A 15,539-nucleotide genomic window follows, 5' to 3' on the forward strand; every position below is an offset into this window, starting at 1 on the left:
CCTCGATGCACACCCTCGACCAATTGCGTTCCGGCCAGCTCAAGGGCATCAGCCGCCTCGATCTGTCCGCGTCGCTCACGCACTTTCCCGAGGAAATATTCACCCTGGCCGACAGCCTGGAAGTGCTCAACCTGAGCGATAACCAGCTCAGCGATCTGCCTGAGGATCTGCACCGGCTGCATCGCCTGCAGGTGCTGTTTTGCTCGAACAACCGCTTCGAGCATGTGCCCGAATCCGTGGGGCGCTGCCCGTCGCTGCGTATGGTCGGCTTCAAGTCCAACCGTATTCGCGAGCTGTCCGCCAGGGCGCTGCCGCCGCGTCTGCGCTGGCTGATTCTTACCGACAACTGCCTGGAAACCCTGCCTGCCGAGCTGGGCGACTGCAGCGAGCTGCAGAAGCTGATGTTGGCTGGTAACCGCCTGCGTGAAATCCCAGCGAGTTTGGCGCGGCTGCACAAGCTGGAGCTGCTGCGCATCGCCGCCAACCAACTGCCCACCTTGCCGGATTTCCTGCTGCAACTGCCCAGCCTGGCCTGGCTGGCCCATGCCGCAAACCCCTTCGAAGAAGCGGGCGCCGTCGAGTCCCACGCGCCCGATGTGCGTTGGGCCGACTTGCAACTGGGCGAGGTACTGGGCCAGGGCGCATCGGGCATCATCCACCGCGCCGACTGGCAGCGGCCCGATGGCCAGCGCCAGGCCGTGGCCCTGAAACTGTTCAAGGGACAGATGACCAGCGATGGTACGCCGCAGAGCGAAATGGCCGCATGCCTCACGGTCGGCCAGCATGCCAATCTGATCGGCGCGATTGGCCGCGTCGTCGACCATCCGCAAGGCGAGCAGGGCTTGTTGCTGAGCCTGGTCGAGCCGCGTTTCAGCATCCTCGCCGGGCCGCCGAGCCTGGAAAGTTGCAGCCGCGATGTCTATCCGAGCGACTGGCGCGCGCCTTTCGCGAAGGCGCTGCGAACTGCGGGTGGCATCGCCTCGGCGCTGCGTCACCTGCACGAGCGCGGCGTCACCCATGGCGATCTCTACGGCCATAACATCCTGATCAACGAGGCCGGCAACGCGTTGCTCGGTGACTTCGGCGCGGCGTCTTTGCTGCCTGCCGCCGCACCCGCGCAACGGGCCTTGCTGCAGCGCATCGAGGTGCGTGCGTTCGGCATTCTGCTCGAGGAACTGCTGCAGCGCTGCGACGTGCCGGCTGAGCATACGGCTCGGTTGGCCGAGCTGGTGCGGCGCTGCCAGCAGCCACAGGTCGGCGCTCGTCCGGACTTCGTGGAGGTCGATACGACGCTGGCGCGCTTGCTGGCCATGTAGTCGGGCAACCGTGATGAGCCGAGCGCAGATGCCGGAACGGATCTGCTGCCGATCTGATTTCACCCGGTCATTCGGTATAGCGCAGCACCAGCAGCTCGCGGTTTGCGATGCTGTTCGCGAACAGTGCCCGAACCTGAGCCCCGTTATCCTCGCGGGCATACAGGCGGTTCAACAGGTCGAGCAGGCTGGCGGTCTGGTGCTCATCAAGCGCTCGTGAGCGACGGAAGGCGACGAGGCTGGCGCCGATGCCGAACAGGGCGTAGCCGTAGTGGTGTTCCAGATGCTCGGCCAGGCGGAAGTTCTCCTGAGGCGACAGGTCGCTGGAAAAGTAGCCATTGGCGAAGCCGTAAATCGCTTCGCAGGCGCGCTGTACGGGAATGCGCAGCAGATAGCATTCATCGTCGAGCACGGCGAGCAGATCGGTATTGGCAGCCACCAGATCGGCGAGGCTGTCGTCGTCCAGACGCAGATCCTTGGCGAACAGGTCGTCGAAGGAGACTCCCTCCAGGGCCCGTCCGAAGCCGATGCGGCGAATATGCAGGCGCTGCTGCAGCGACAGGTCGTCGCGTGGATAGCCATCTTCCAGCCAGCTCGCGGCGATCCCCGCCTCCTGCAGCCAGTCGCCGCTGTCCAGATCATGGCGGTGGCTCGCATGCATCGCGGTGTAGAGTGCTTGGCCCAGATCGTCCAGCGTGAACAGATGGCGATGCCCGTCGGGCACATCGTCATAGGCGCTCAGCAGCTCTTGCAGCGAGGTCGGCTGGTGTAGCCGGAAGCATTGGCCGAGCAGGTGGCCGTCGGGTTCATGTGCGGGATCGAGTCGCATGGGGGCACCCATTGGAACGAGGGGGCTCCATCATAACGTCCTCTTGCCGCCCCGCACCCGCTCAGTGCCTGGCTTGCGAGGGGGGAAACCCGTACTGGCGCTTGAAGGCGGCGCTGAAGCTGCTCAGGTGTTCATAACCGGCCAGGCTGGCAGCGTCTTCGATCGACAGTGATTGCTGGCAGATGGCGTGATAAGCCTGTTCCAGACGGCGTTTGCGCAGATAAGCGGCAATGGTGATGCCGTTGCGGCTGCGGAAGGCGTTCTGCAGATCGACCGGGTTGGTACCCAGCTGGCGGGCCATCTCGGCGATGCTGAGGTCGTTCGCTTCGCCACTGTCGAGCCAATCCCTGAGGCGCAGCAGGCAGCGTTCGAGGTGGCTGCCGAGGCGTTTCTCCGGCGGCGTATCTATACCGCGCAGGATGTCGCTGGCCAGGTCGAGGGCGAAGCTTTCCCGTTGCAGGCGCTGCAGCAGCGGCGGCAAGCCGGCGTCACGTTCGAGCAACTGGTGGGCACGCTGCAAGATATCCACAGACGGTTGCCAGAGCAGGCTTTGCCAGTGGCTACGGCTGAATCGCAGCAGGTTGTCACTGCGCAACTGGCTGCCGAGGGCGAAGTGCTGCAGCCAGTCGGGGCTGATGCTCAGGCACACCTTGGTTTCCTGACGCTCGCTTTGCCAGTGGCGCTGAAACTGGTCGGCAGCGGTGAGGTTGACCAGCATGGCGCGCTGGCCGCCAGGGCGGGCGTCGAAGTGCAGGCGCTGGCGCGGCAGGCTGACCTCGGCCTCGCCGCCGAGCAGGAAGGCCGCAGTGATCCCCGGTGCCAAGCGGTTGTCGCTGCTGGCGTCGACCAGGTCGCGGCTCTGGCTGAAGTACAGCACCAGGCCATCGCTCAGTACTTGCACCTGTTGTTCGCCATCGAGCACCGGCTGCTCGCCCGGTAGCTCGCGCTGAAAATGCAGGTTACCGCCCAGCGTATGGGCCACGTCGCTGAGCTGACCACAGGTGAAGACCGTCATGGCGGGCTCCGATGGAAGTTTGCTTGCGGCTAAGTTTTCCTTGTTTTCACCTAAGCGGGCAAGCTTGTTCGGAATTATTCTCATGTGCAATGTATTTGCAGTCTCCTGGGCTGCATCAGGATCGCTCAGAGGAATACTGCGGCAATGGGTTTGTTCATTACGGAAACGGCCGTGGTCGAGGCCGTCTTCGCAGACGACGTCAGCCTCGACGACATTCGCGATTGGTTGGCGCATATCGAGCGCCTGATTGATCGCCGTCAGCCGTTCTACTTCATCTCAAGCACCCAGGCCGGTGCCAGTCTGGCCGAGGGTTATCGCGCCGTGCAGGGCGTCTGGTACAAACGCCACAAGGCGAATTTCCAGACCTGCTGCCGTGGCCTGGTGCGTATCGCCGCCGATGCCGAAGAGCGCCAGCGCCTGGATGCGCCGGCGCTGCACGCCGCCTGGGGAGTGCCTTATTTCGTGACCCTGGAACGTGAGCAGGGTTTTCAATGGATCGCCGAGCGCATGGTGAGCGATGCAACAGCCCAATGACTTCACGCCGGTAACGCGGCTGAGCCTGGCGGTCATCGTCGTGCTCTACCTGGCTCACGCGTTACCGCTGTATTTCTTCAACGTGGCGCTGCCAGCCATCCTGCGCAGCCAGGGCGTCGATCTGCGCTGGATCGGCATGCTCGCCCTGCTGTACATCCCCTGGGCGTTCAAGTTTCTCTGGGCGCCGCTGGTCGACCGCTACTACCTGCATGCACTCGGCCGGCGCCGCAGCTGGCTGTGGCTGACCCAGGCAGCCCTGGTGGCCGGCCTGCTGGCCCTGGCGGTGAGCGGGCTCGAGCATGGCCTGTTGCTGTTCGTGCTGATCGGCCTGTGGATATCTACTTTCGCCGCGACTCAGGACATCGCCATCGACGGCTATACGGTCGAGTCGCTGGCGACCGAGGAACACCGCTTGGGAAGCATGGCGCAGAGTATGGGCGTGGCTCTGGGCAGCATGCTCGGCGGTGCCGGCGTGCTCTGGCTGTATCAGGCCGCTGGCTGGCAGACCGCGTTGTTGACTCTGGCAGCGCTGGCCGCACTGCCCATGTTGGCAGTGGCACGCGTCGAAGAACGTCATTCGCAGGCCGCCGAGCGCCCCAGTTTCATTCACACGTTGCGACGCCCGGAAATGCGCTGGGCGCTGTTGTTGATCCTGCTCTACCGGGCGGTCGAGGCGCCGGCCATGGCCATGCTCACGCCACTGCTGGTGGACCAGCAGTGGTCGCTGGCACAGATCGGCGTGCTGATGTCGGTAGCCGGTGCCAGCATCGGCCTGTTGGCGGCGGTGCTGACCGCCAGGGCGCTGAAGACCCAGGCGCCCGAGGTGTTGCTGATTCGCGCCGGCTGGTGGCGCAGCGGCATCTACCTGCTGCTCGCCGCATTGCTGGCCAGCGGCCTGGCGGCCACCTCGACGCCCTGGCTCGGCCTGGTGGTGTTGGCGACCCTGGCACTGCGCTACATGGCGATGACCAGCCTCTATGCACTGTTCATGCGTCTGTGTTCGCGTCAACAGGCCGGTACCGACTTCACCGTGCTGGTGTGCTTCGAGTTGCTGGTGTTCTTCATCGGCGGCTCGCTGTCCGGGTTCCTGGCCAAGGGGCTGGGCTACGCAAGCTATTACCTGCTGCTGGGGGGGCTGTCGGTGCTCAGCGTGCTGGTCTGTAAACCGCTCATCAAAAAACTCTCTTCCGGCTTCGCTTCGTAACTTATCCACAGGGGAACATCATGCGGCATCTTTCGGCATCCATGCAGGTCACGCTTTTGAGTCTGGCGGTCAGTGCCCAGGTGTTCGCGCAGAGTGGTGAGAGCCCGGGAGTTGGCGGCAGCCAGGCCCGGGAGCTGGAGCCGATGGTGGTGACGGCCACGCGTTCGGCCAAGCGCATTGCCGAGATCGCCGGCACGGTTTACGGCATCGAACGTGAGCAGATCGCCGAGCAAGCGGCGGCTGGCCGTTCCACCGCCGATATCCTCGGCCAGTTGGTGCCGTCGCTGGCGCCGAGCAGCGGCACCACCAGCAGTTACGGCATGACCATGCGTGGGCGTACCGTACAGGTGATGATCGACGGTGTACCGCTGACCGGCTCCCGTGACGGTTCGCGCCAGCTCAATAGCGTCAGCCCGGCGATGATCGAGCGCATCGAGGTGATCTCCGGTGCCACCAGCATCTATGGCGCTGGTGCCACCGGCGGCCTGATCAACATCATCACCCGCAACGCCGACGACGAAACCAGCGACTTCAGCAGCCGTATCGGCCTGCGCACCCCGGGTCGCGCCGCCCGTGACGCCATGGCCTACGAGGCTTCGCAGACTGCCGCCTTCCATCAGGGCGCGGTCAGTGGTTTCGCGGGGTTGGGCTACACCAAGCAGGGCGAGATCCGCGACGCCCATGGTGATCGTGTCGGCCCGGAAATCGCCCAGACCGACCGCCAGGACACCACCAGCGTCGACTTCAACGGCCGCCTGACCTGGCATCTCGACGATGACCAGCAACTGAGCGGCGGCGTGCGCTATTACGACGACGAACAGGACAGCGACTACGGCCCGGACTACGGCCCCAACCTGTCGGCCTTGCTGGTGCCCAACTACCAGCCCAGCCATGAAGCGGTGGACGGCCTGCAGCTCGATGACCAGCCACGCACCCGCCATTACGGCGCCAACCTGCAATACCTCAACCGCGACCTGTTTGGCGGCCAGCAACTGGCGGTCGAGGTTTACTACCGCAAGGAGAAGTCGCGCTGGTTCCCCTTTGCCAGTCGTGCAGCGAACGCCGCGCTGCCCGGTGGCGTGGCCAACGTGGTGCTGCAATCAAGCACCGATATCGACGTGTGGGGCCTGCGCACCGCGTTGCAGAAGGGCTTCACCCTGGGCGGGCGCGACCTGCAATTGACCTACGGCCTCGATCACGAGCGTGAGCAGGATCGTCAGGACGGCCAGTTCTACGACTTCAATCGCTTTTTCGCCAGCAATGGCCTGAATTACCGGGAGACCTATCGCTCCTCCATGGGCCCGGATGTCGAGGTGAGCAAGACCGGCCTGTTCCTGCAGGGCGACTACCAGCTAACCGAGCGCCTGAGCCTGCAGGCCGGGGTGCGCCGCGAAACCATCCGCAACGAGGTGGACGATTCCATCCCCTATGGCGAGGCGGTCACCGCTGCCAGCGTGGCTGGCTACCAGGCGCGCACCCTCGAGGGCGGCAACGTGCGCCACAGCGAAACCCTGTTCAATCTCGGCGCCGTGTATGCGCTGACCGATGCCCAGCAGGTGTTCGCCAACTTCTCCCAGGGCTTCAGCTTGCCCGACACCCAGCGCATGCTGCGTGACGTGCCAGCCAACTTCGTGATCGGTAGCAGCAGCATCGACTCGATCAAGGTGAACAACTACGAACTGGGCTGGCGCATCGGCGAAGCCAGCGGCGTGAATGCCGGGGTCACCGCGTTCTACAACACCTCCGACAAGGTGGTGCAGTTCAACCGTGACTTCAGCGTTTCGGTGGCCGACACCGACGAGCGCGTGTGGGGCGCCGAGGGCAACCTGCAGGTGCCCGTCACCGAGCGCTGGACCCTGGGCGGCACCCTGGCCTACACCCGTGGCCAGTACAAGGACGCTGCCGGCGACTGGCGCGAACTGAACGCCTTCCGGGTCTCGCCGCTCAAGGCCACCCTCTACAGTGACTGGCGTTTCGCCGACGGCTATGGCGTACGTCTGCAGACGCTGACCGTGGGCGGTAGCGACCGTGCCTACGACGATGCCCGTACCGCCGCGATCAGCCCGACCATTCGCGCAACGCCGGCGACCAAGATCCAGGGCTACACCGTGGTCGACCTGATCGCCCACGCGCCCTGGCTTGGCGGCGAGGTCGGCTTCGGCGTCTACAACCTGGCCGATCGCGATTACAAGACCGTCTACGGCCAGCAGGCGGCAGCCACTTACGGCGCTATCTCCAGCCTGCCGGCGCAGGGTCGTACCTTCGGCCTCAGCTACTCGGTGGCGTACTGATCGTTCACGGCTGATAGTCCAGCGAGCGCTTCGACGATTCCGGCAGCGCCAGGCCGCCGGCCAGCGCCAGCAGGGCGATGGCGATCAGGTAAAAGGCCGGCGACATGCGGTTGCCGGTCACTTCGATGAGCCAGGTGGCGACCAGTGGTGCAGTGCCGCCGAACACCGTGTAGGCCAGGTTGTAGGTGAACGCCGACGCGGTGTAGCGCACGTGGGTGGGGAACTGCTCGGAAAGTAGCACGGCGGTCACCACACCACAGATCACCGCGCCGACGGCCAACAGCATGGCGCCGATGGCCGAGGCCCACAGGGTACCGGAAGCAGCCAGGGTGAAGGCGGGGTAGACGGCGACGATCAGTGCGATGCCAGCGGTGAGGATGGTGCGCCGACGGCCGACGCGATCCGAGTAGCGGCCCACGAACGGGCACAGCAGGGCGGCGAAGAACAGCGCCACCAGGCTGGCGAGCAGGGCGGTCGGCCTGGCCGCGCCACCGACCACCTGCATGTAGGTGGTCAGGTAAGTGGTGAACATGTAGAACGACAGCGCCGTGGCGGAGATGAACGCCGACAGGCACAGCACGGTGGCGCCGTGCTCACGCAGGGTTTCGCGCAGTGGCGAGTGCTCCGGGTGCGCTTGCGCGGCCAGGGCCTGGAAGGCTGGCGATTCATCCAGGCGCAGGCGCATGTACAAACCGACCAGGCCCAGTGGTGCGGCAATCAGAAAGGGCACGCGCCAGCCCCAGGCCTGCATCTGTGTTTCGTCCAGCCAGAAACCCAGGCCGAACACCAGCCCGGCAGCGCAGGCGAACGCCGCGAAGGTGGATACCGGCACGAAGCTGCCGTAACGCGCCTTCTGCTCGGTGGGCGCGTGCTCCATGACGAAGGCGCAGGCGCCAGCGTATTCACCGCCGGCTGAGAAGCCCTGCAGGCAGCGCGCCAGGGCCAGCAGCAGCGGGGCGACCAGGCCGATGCTGGCGTAGGTGGGCAGCAGACCGATCAGGGTGGTGGCGCCGGCCATCAGCAATACGGTGATCGACAGCACGCGCTTGCGGCCAATGCGGTCGCCAAGAATGCCGAACACGATGCCGCCCAGTGGACGCAGCGCGAACGATACGGCGAACACCGCGAAGGTCTGCAGCAGGGCCAGGGTCGGGTTGCTTGGCGGAAAGAACAGTGAGGCGATGGTCACGGCAAGAAAGCCGTAGACCGCGAAGTCGAACCACTCGACGAAGTTGCCGATGGCCGAAGCGGCGATCACTTTGCGCAGGATGCGCAAGTCGACCGGTGTAGCCGGTTGTGGATAAGTCGTGACGCTCATGGCGGCCTCCGCGCGATTGCTCCAACGTGCGGACGCGCCTGGCTCGGGCCTTGGCGTCCATCTGTGGATAACCTACGTGGCTCGCCGGGTATGGCGGGGTTCGAGTGCGACCTGAGGGTAGTCGTGAGCGACAGGGTTTTCGCGCAAGCGCCTTGAGGCTGGCAATTCAATTCGCTCGCGGCGTGATCGCTGGTGGATAAGCTTCGCGTTATCCACCCTACGAGCTGATGCGCATGGCGCGCTCCCACATAAGGCCAGGTGCATGATCTTGAACCTCGTAGCCCGGGTCGAGCGCAGCGACATCCGGGTTGCGCAATGCAACCACCGCCCGCAAAAAAGCCGACCCTGAGGTCGGCTTTCTCCAGCGAGGCGGCGGGCGCTTACAGCGCGTCGCGGCTGCTGGCGCCATCCACCAGGCGGGCGATCTGCAGCGGGTTGGCGTTCTTCAACGCCTCCGGCAGCAGGGCATCTGGACAGTTCTGGTAGCAAACCGGGCGCAGGAAGCGGTCGATGGCCAGGGTGCCGACCGAGGTGCCGCGGGCGTCGGAAGTCGCCGGGTACGGGCCGCCGTGCACCATGGAGTCGCAGACTTCCACGCCAGTCGGGTAGCCGTTGAACAGCACGCGGCCGACTTTCTGTTCGAGCAGCGCGAACAGCTCTTCGCTGCCGGCCAGGTCGCCCGGCTCGGTGAGCAGGGTGGCGGTCAATTGGCCATGCAGGCCGTTGATGGCTTTGAGCAGCTCGGCCTTGTCGGCCACTTCGACGACGATGGTGGTCGGGCCGAAGACTTCTTCCTGCAGCAGCTCGTCGCCATTGAGCAGCAGGCTGACGTCAGCTTTGAAAAGCTGCGGACGGGCCTGGTTGCCTTCCTGCTGAGCGCCGGTCAGGTGGGTGATGCCCGCATGTGCGTTGAGCGCTTCCAGGCCTTTCACGTAGCTCTTCAGGGTGCCGGCGTTGAGCATGGTTTGCGGCTGCTGCTCGGCCATCTTGGCGGTGAAGCTTTCCAGGAAGGCGCTGAACTCCGGCGAACGAATGCCGATCACCAGGCCCGGGTTGGTGCAGAACTGGCCGCAGCCCATGACCACGGAACCGGCCAGCTCGCCGGCGATTTTCTCGCCACGGACTTTGGCGGCTTCCGGCAGCAGGATGACCGGGTTGATGCTGCTCATCTCGGCGAACACCGGGATCGGCTGCGGGCGTGCCGCTGCCATGTCGCACAGGGCGCGACCGCCTTTGAGCGAGCCGGTGAAGCCGACGGCCTGGATGGCCGGGTGCTTGACCAGCGCCTCGCCAACGCCCGAACCGTAGATCATGTTGAACACGCCTTTGGGCATGCCGGTTTTCTCGGCGGCGCGCAGGATGGCTTCGCCAACGTGGGCGGCAGTGGTCATGTGGCCGCTGTGAGCCTTGAACACCACCGGGCAGCCGGCGGCCAGGGCGGCGGCGGTGTCGCCGCCAGCAGTGGAGAAGGCCAGCGGGAAGTTGCTGGCGCCGAACACGGCGACCGGGCCGAGGCCGATGCGGTATTGGCGCAGATCCGGGCGCGGCAGCGGCTGGCGATCCGGCAGGGCGCGGTCGATGCGTGCACCGTAGAAGTCGCCGCGGCGCAGCACCTTGGCGAACAGGCGCATCTGGCCGCTGGTACGGCCGCGCTCGCCCTGGATACGGGCGGTCGGCAGGGCAGTTTCGCGGGTTACGGTGGCGACGAATTCGTCACCCAGGGCGTCCAGCTCGTCGGCGATGGCATCGAGGAACTCGGCGCGTTTGGCGGCGGACAGGCTGCGGTAAGTCGGGTAGGCAGCAGCGGCTGCCTTGGCGGCGGCGTCGACTTCTTCGGGCGTGGCCTGGATGAAGTCGTAGGGCAGGGCTTCGCCAGTGGTAGCGTCATGACTCTTGTGAACGACGGAGCCGGCTGCGCTGAACGCGCCGCCGATGATGTTGTGGCCGATGGTAGCGGGCATTGTTAGCTCCTGTTGAGGACGTATGAACACGTACGGAAAGGCTTTGATTGTACGATGTCTGATAAGTTGCGCAAGTCTGCTGACGCAACTTAACGCCGCCGTTTTGCTGCGTGTCGGCCGGGCGCTGCGTCATCGCCCGTACTAGACGGCGCAGCCGCATCAAAGGGGCGGAAATTGCCGACGCCAGGTGCGTCGGCAACTCGGCTCATCACGTTACAGACCGACATCCGGCAATACGGGACGATTCGCCAACGCCGTGGCCATGATCGCTTCGACATGGGCACGATCCTCGCCGCGCAACAGCAGGCGTGGCGGGCGGGTCAGCTCGCGGCCGCGACCGGCGATGGCCTCGCAGAGCTTGATGCATTGCACCAGGTCGGCGCGGGCATCGAGGTGCAGGATCGGCATCAGCCATTCGTAGATCGGCATGGCTTCGGCGAAACGGCCGGCCTTGCACAGGCGAAAGATGGTTTCGCCCTCTTTGGGGAACACGTTGCTCATCCCTGACACCCAGCCTTCGGCGCCGACGGCGAGGCTTTCCAGCACCACGTCGTCGAGTCCTGCGAACAGCACGAAGCGGTCGCCGACCTCGTTACGCACGTCGATGAAGCGCCGGGTATCGCCGGAGCTGTCCTTGAAGCACACCACGTTGTCGCAGTCGGCCAGGGAAATGAGGATGTCCGGCGTCACGTCGTTCTTGTAGATGGGCGGGTTGTTGTAAACCATCAACGGCACATCGGCATGCCGGGCCACGTAGCGGAAGTGCTCGGCTGTCTCATAGGGCTTGGATCCATAGACCAGGGCGGGCATCAGCATCACCCCGTCGACACCGGCCTGGCGCACCAGGTTGGCGGTCTTCGCGGCGGTGACGCTGGTGAATTCAGCGACGCCGCAGATTACCGGCACGCGGCCTTTGGCGGCGTCCACTGCCACTTCGGTGACGGCGATCTTCTCGTCTGCACTGAGCGAGGTGTTCTCGCCCACCGAGCCACATACCACCAGGCCCGAAACGCCATCACGGATCACGTTGGAGATTACCTTGTGGGTTTCTTCGAGGTTAATAGTGAAATCGTCGTTGAATTGGGTGGTAACGGCAGGAAAAACGCCGCTCCAGTCGACTGCTCTGCTCATGCTTGGCTCCAGATCGTTGCGCGATTGCGGCAAATGGGCTGCCGTAAAGTATTTCGTATACGATTTTTCTTAAGCAATGCCTGTGCCTGTTCGCATCGGCGTCGCAAGCCCCATGAACAAGCGCCTGCCTTTCCAGCTTAAGCGCTGGTTGCTGCGCGCGTGTTACGTAAAGGAGCGCTTTGATCGCTACTGCGCCAAGATGGCGCGCCGGATTTAGCGCTGGTGGGAAAGGCGGAACTGGCTGGGCGACAGCCCGGTCAGTGCGCGGAATTGGCGGCTGAACGCGCTGTGGTCGGTGTAACCGCAGCGCAGGGCGATTTCGGTGATCGGCACGTCCTGCTGCAGCAGGCGACTGGCTTCTCCAAGGCGCGCCTTGTGGATCATCTGCCGCGGGGTGAGTTGGAAGATGCGCTTGCAATGGCGCTCCAGCTGCGCCACCGAAAGTCCGGCCAATGTCGTGAGCTCGGCGAGGCTGATGGGGCGGGCGAAATGCTCGCGGATATGGGCGTCCACCGCCGCCAGTTTCGGGTACGCCGGGTGGCTCGATTGCGGCAGTTGTACATCGCGGGAAATTCCGGCCAGGCCGATGATCTCGCCTGCCGGGTTGCGCAGCGCCAGTTTGTGGGTCAGGCACCAGATCGGCTGGTTGCCGTAGTAGAGATGCAGCTCCAGCTGGTCGTCGAGTCGGCTGCCGTCCTTCAGCACCCGCCGATCCTGCGCCGTGTAGGACGGTCCGAAGTTGGCCGGAAATACCTGCTCGGCGGTCATGCCCAGCAGGCTCTGTTTGTTCCTGGCGCCCAGGCGTTGCACCAGCGTCTGGTTGACCAGGGCGTAACGGGTCGCGGCGTCCTTGATGAAGAACACCACCTCGGGCATGGCATCGAACAGCGGTTCGATCTGCCTAAGGCTGCCCAGCAGTGTCGGCAAGTCATCGTAGAGGGCGGTAGGCAGCGGGCTGTGCATGGCGTGCGGGAAATGACTGAAAGGCTGAGCCTAGCGTGTTCGAAGGAGCTGCGGAAAATGTACCGTCTGGTTAATTTTTAGGTGTCAGGTGAGCTTTTTCGGTGCAAACTATGAGGAATACAACTATCACAACTACATCGTCGGCTATCGTCTGATAACCGCGCCGATGTCGTGTCTTCGTGCCTTTCGAAAAATGGGATTGAACGATGAAAGAGGGTAAGCGTGCCACCGGTGGCACACATGCACTGCTGCTGATCGTGGGCGTCTTGATCGCCCTGGTCGGCGTCGTCCTGGTCGGTGGCGGCGGTTATCTCGCCAGCCTTGGCGGCAGCTGGTATTTCCTGCTCATGGGCCTGGCGCTGCTGGCCGGTGGCGGCCTGATCGCCGCGCGCAAGCCTGTAGGTGCCTGGGTAGTCGCGCTGGCCATGCTCGCCACCGTCGCCTGGGCCCTGGCGGACGTCGGCCTGGTGTTCTGGCCGCTGTTCTCGCGCCTGTTCACCTTCGGGGTGATCGCCCTAGTCGTGGCGCTGATCTATCCGACGCTGAAAAAGGCCGCCGGCGATCACGGCGGGCGTGGCGCCTATGCCCTTGCCGCGGTGCTGGCGGTGGCGCTGGTCGCCGGGTTCGGCGCGACCTTCGTGCCTCACCCCACCGTGGCGGCCACTGATGATGGCCCGGCCGTGCAGCCGGTCGACCCGTCCCAGGCGCAGAAGAACTGGGAGCATTACGGCAATACTGCGGGCGGCAGTCGTTTCGCCGCGCTCGATCAGATCACCCGAGCCAATGTGAAGGACCTGCAGGTCGCCTGGACCTACCGCACCGGTGACGTGGCCGAAAGCAATGGCAATGGCGCCGAGGACCAGCTGACGCCGCTGCAGGTCGGCGACAAGGTGTTCATCTGCACGCCACACAACAACCTTATCGCCCTCGATGCCGACAGTGGTCGCGAGCTGTGGCGCAACGACATCAACGCTCAGTCCTCGGTGTGGCAGCGTTGCCGCGGCCTGGCCTACTTCGACGCCGACGCGCCGCTGCAGCAGCCAAGTGCTGCGGGCGCCGCCGCGGTGCCAAGTGTGGCCATCGCCGAAGGCGCCAACTGCCGTCGCCGCCTGCTGACCAATACCATCGACGCCCGCCTGATCGCGGTGGACGCCGATACCGGCGCGCTGTGCGAAGGCTTTGGCGACAACGGCCAGGTCGACCTCAAGGCTGGCCTGGGTGCTGCGCCGGATCCGCATTATCAGCTCACCTCGCCGCCACTGCTGGCCGGTACCACCGTGGTGGTGGGTGGCCGTGTGGCCGACAACGTGCAGACCGACATGCCCGGCGGCGTGATCCGCGGTTTCGATGTGGTCACCGGCGCCATGCGCTGGGCGTTCGACCCCGGCAATCCCGAGGATCGTCAGGCACCGGCCGACGGCCAGAGCTACGTGCGCAGCACGCCAAACTCCTGGGCGCCGATGTCCTACGACCCGGCGATGAACACCGTGTTTCTGCCCATGGGCAGCTCCTCGACCGACCTGTATGGCGCCGAGCGTACCGAGCTGAACCACAAGTACGGCGCATCCATTCTCGCGCTGGATGCCACCACCGGCGCGGAGAAGTGGGTCTACCAGACCGTGCACAACGACCTCTGGGACTTCGACCTGCCGATGCAGCCCAGCCTGATCGACTTCCCCAAGGCTGACGGCAGCAAGGTGCCGGCCGTGGTGATCGGCACCAAGGCCGGGCAGATCTACGTGCTCGACCGTGCCACCGGCCAGCCGCTGACCGAAGTGCGCAACGTGCCGGTCAAGTCCGCGGACATCAAGGGCGAGCAATATGCGCTCGAGCAGCCGCGGTCGGTGGGCATGCCGCAGATCGGCGCGCAGACCCTGACCGAATCGGACATGTGGGGCGCCACGCCCTTTGACCAGATGCTCTGCCGCATCAGCTTCAAGCAAATGCGTTACGAGGGCCTGTACACCGCGCCGGGCACCGATGTATCGCTGAGTTTCCCCGGCTCCCTGGGTGGGATGAACTGGGGCAGCCTGTCCACCGACCCGGTCAATGACTACATCTTCGTCAACGATATGCGCCTGGGCCTGTGGGTGCAGATGATTCCGGCAGAGAACCGCGGCCCGGCTTCATCCGGCGGTGAAGCGGTGAACACCGGCATGGGCGCGGTACCGCTCAAGGGCACGCCATACGCGGTCAACAAGAACCGCTTCCTGTCGCTGGCCGGCATTCCCTGCCAGGCGCCGCCGTTCGGCACCCTGACCGCCATCGACATGAAGACCCAGAAGATCGCTTGGCAGGTGCCGGTCGGCACCGTTCAGGACACCGGCCCGCTGGGCATCAAGATGCGTCTGCCGATGCCGGTCGGCATGCCGACCCTGGGCGGCTCCCTGGCGACCCAGTCCGGCCTGGTGTTCTTTGCCGGTACCCAGGATTACTACCTGCGCGCCTTCGATAGCGGCACGGGCAAGGAAATCTGGAAACAGCGCCTGCCAGTGGGCAGCCAGGGCACACCGATGACCTACGTGTCGCCGAAGACCGGCAAGCAGTTCATCGTGGTGACCGCCGGCGGCGCGCGCCAGTCGCCGGATCGCGGTGACTACGTGATCGCCTACGCGCTGCCATAAGCTCAGTCGCGTAGTAGCAGAGGCCGCATCCCTGACGGGGTGCGGCCTTTTTCATGGCGGCGATTTTGGGGTCGATATCCGGCAGGGAATCTACCTCGAAGTGCAGGTGGTCGAGTTATCCACAGCCCGTAGGAGCCCCGACCCGGGGCGAAGCGATTGTGGCCATCCCGCAAAAGCGGCGTCGTGAGCACCATTCGCCGCGAGGTCACGGCTTGTATGTTCTAGGCTAGGAACCTGTCGGGGGTGGAGGGACATGCGCGGCTTCTGCAAGCGACAAGCCAGACAGTGGGAGAATTCCCCCACCCCATACTCACCGCAAACGCCGATAAGGAATCCTTCGGTCGGAGCGACAATCC

The 15,539-nt window shown here is 64.8% G+C and carries 11 protein-coding genes; 5 read left to right on the plus strand and 6 right to left on the minus strand.

What is annotated here, in order from left to right; all coding sequences use genetic code 11:
* The first annotated feature begins 5 nt into the window (after positions 1 to 5).
* Entirely contained in the window at positions 6 to 1,316 is a 1,311-nt protein-coding gene (locus BVH06_RS13245; protein ID WP_075934349.1) for a leucine-rich repeat-containing protein kinase family protein, read from the plus strand.
* Positions 1,317 to 1,383: 67 nt separating this feature from the next.
* Here BVH06_RS13245 and BVH06_RS13250 read toward each other — a convergent pair whose 3' ends face one another.
* Both BVH06_RS13250 and BVH06_RS13255 read right to left on the minus strand, forming a co-directional pair.
* Positions 1,384 to 2,142 carry a hypothetical protein gene (locus BVH06_RS13250; protein WP_139315633.1) on the minus strand — a complete coding sequence of 253 codons (759 nt, stop codon included), beginning with the start codon at positions 2,140 to 2,142 and terminating at the stop codon, positions 1,384 to 1,386.
* A gap of 61 nt (positions 2,143 to 2,203) precedes the next feature.
* Complete coding sequence (locus BVH06_RS13255) at positions 2,204 to 3,157, minus strand: AraC family transcriptional regulator (RefSeq protein WP_075934351.1); 954 nt, start codon at positions 3,155 to 3,157, stop codon at positions 2,204 to 2,206.
* Positions 3,158 to 3,301: 144 nt separating this feature from the next.
* On the opposite strand from BVH06_RS13255, the gene BVH06_RS13260 reads away from it, so the two are divergent.
* Genes BVH06_RS13260 through BVH06_RS13270 form a run of 3 tightly spaced genes read left to right on the plus strand, consistent with a single transcriptional unit; the run spans position 3,302 to position 7,186 of the window.
* A complete protein-coding gene (locus BVH06_RS13260) occupies positions 3,302 to 3,691 on the plus strand; it encodes a hypothetical protein (RefSeq protein WP_075934352.1) in 390 nt (129 codons plus the stop codon).
* A complete protein-coding gene (locus BVH06_RS13265) occupies positions 3,675 to 4,895 on the plus strand; it encodes an MFS transporter (protein ID WP_075934353.1) in 1,221 nt (406 codons plus the stop codon). The genes BVH06_RS13260 and BVH06_RS13265 overlap by 17 nt, the downstream gene beginning before the upstream one ends.
* Before the next feature lie 20 nt (positions 4,896 to 4,915).
* The gene (locus tag BVH06_RS13270) at positions 4,916 to 7,186 is read left to right on the plus strand and encodes a TonB-dependent receptor (RefSeq protein WP_075934354.1); all 2,271 of its coding nucleotides are present in this window, start codon (positions 4,916 to 4,918) and stop codon (positions 7,184 to 7,186) included.
* Positions 7,187 to 7,190: 4 nt separating this feature from the next.
* On the opposite strand, the gene BVH06_RS13275 is transcribed toward BVH06_RS13270, so the two are convergent.
* The 4 genes from BVH06_RS13275 to BVH06_RS13290 all read right to left on the minus strand — a co-directional run bounded on the left by BVH06_RS13275 (position 7,191) and on the right by BVH06_RS13290 (position 12,559).
* Entirely contained in the window at positions 7,191 to 8,504 is a 1,314-nt protein-coding gene (locus BVH06_RS13275) for an MFS transporter (RefSeq protein ID WP_075934355.1), read from the minus strand.
* Positions 8,505 to 8,884: 380 nt separating this feature from the next.
* On the minus strand, positions 8,885 to 10,465 hold the full coding sequence (locus BVH06_RS13280) for an aldehyde dehydrogenase (NADP(+)) (protein ID WP_075934356.1): 1,581 nt from the start codon (positions 10,463 to 10,465) through the stop codon (positions 8,885 to 8,887).
* Positions 10,466 to 10,678: 213 nt separating this feature from the next.
* The gene (locus BVH06_RS13285; protein WP_075934357.1) at positions 10,679 to 11,596 is read right to left on the minus strand and encodes a dihydrodipicolinate synthase family protein; all 918 of its coding nucleotides are present in this window, start codon (positions 11,594 to 11,596) and stop codon (positions 10,679 to 10,681) included.
* A 213-nt stretch (positions 11,597 to 11,809) separates the two neighbouring features.
* The gene (locus tag BVH06_RS13290) at positions 11,810 to 12,559 is read right to left on the minus strand and encodes an AraC family transcriptional regulator (protein ID WP_075934358.1); all 750 of its coding nucleotides are present in this window, start codon (positions 12,557 to 12,559) and stop codon (positions 11,810 to 11,812) included.
* Between the two features lie 206 nt (positions 12,560 to 12,765).
* On the opposite strand from BVH06_RS13290, the gene BVH06_RS13295 reads away from it, so the two are divergent.
* Positions 12,766 to 15,183, plus strand: coding sequence for a glucose/quinate/shikimate family membrane-bound PQQ-dependent dehydrogenase (locus BVH06_RS13295; protein WP_075934359.1), 2,418 nt, complete (start codon positions 12,766 to 12,768; stop codon positions 15,181 to 15,183).
* Positions 15,184 to 15,539: the final 356 nt, after the last annotated feature.

The sequence above is a fragment of the Pseudomonas sp. PA27(2017) genome (assembly GCF_001945445.1).
Classification (GTDB): Bacteria; Pseudomonadota; Gammaproteobacteria; order Pseudomonadales; family Pseudomonadaceae; genus Aquipseudomonas.

Coding starts and splice junctions, on each gene's coding strand:
- BVH06_RS13280 (WP_075934356.1), bottom strand. CDS start 10,465: ATGCCCGCTACCATCGGCCACAACATCATCGGCGGCGCGTTCAGCGCA.
- BVH06_RS13285 (WP_075934357.1), bottom strand. CDS start 11,596: ATGAGCAGAGCAGTCGACTGGAGCGGCGTTTTTCCTGCCGTTACCACC.
- BVH06_RS13245 (WP_075934349.1), top strand. CDS start 6: ATGCACACCCTCGACCAATTGCGTTCCGGCCAGCTCAAGGGCATCAGC.
- BVH06_RS13270 (WP_075934354.1), top strand. CDS start 4,916: ATGCGGCATCTTTCGGCATCCATGCAGGTCACGCTTTTGAGTCTGGCG.
- BVH06_RS13290 (WP_075934358.1), bottom strand. CDS start 12,559: ATGCACAGCCCGCTGCCTACCGCCCTCTACGATGACTTGCCGACACTG.
- BVH06_RS13295 (WP_075934359.1), top strand. CDS start 12,766: ATGAAAGAGGGTAAGCGTGCCACCGGTGGCACACATGCACTGCTGCTG.
- BVH06_RS13260 (WP_075934352.1), top strand. CDS start 3,302: ATGGGTTTGTTCATTACGGAAACGGCCGTGGTCGAGGCCGTCTTCGCA.
- BVH06_RS13265 (WP_075934353.1), top strand. CDS start 3,675: ATGCAACAGCCCAATGACTTCACGCCGGTAACGCGGCTGAGCCTGGCG.
- BVH06_RS13255 (WP_075934351.1), bottom strand. CDS start 3,157: ATGACGGTCTTCACCTGTGGTCAGCTCAGCGACGTGGCCCATACGCTG.
- BVH06_RS13275 (WP_075934355.1), bottom strand. CDS start 8,504: ATGAGCGTCACGACTTATCCACAACCGGCTACACCGGTCGACTTGCGC.
- BVH06_RS13250 (WP_139315633.1), bottom strand. CDS start 2,142: ATGCGACTCGATCCCGCACATGAACCCGACGGCCACCTGCTCGGCCAA.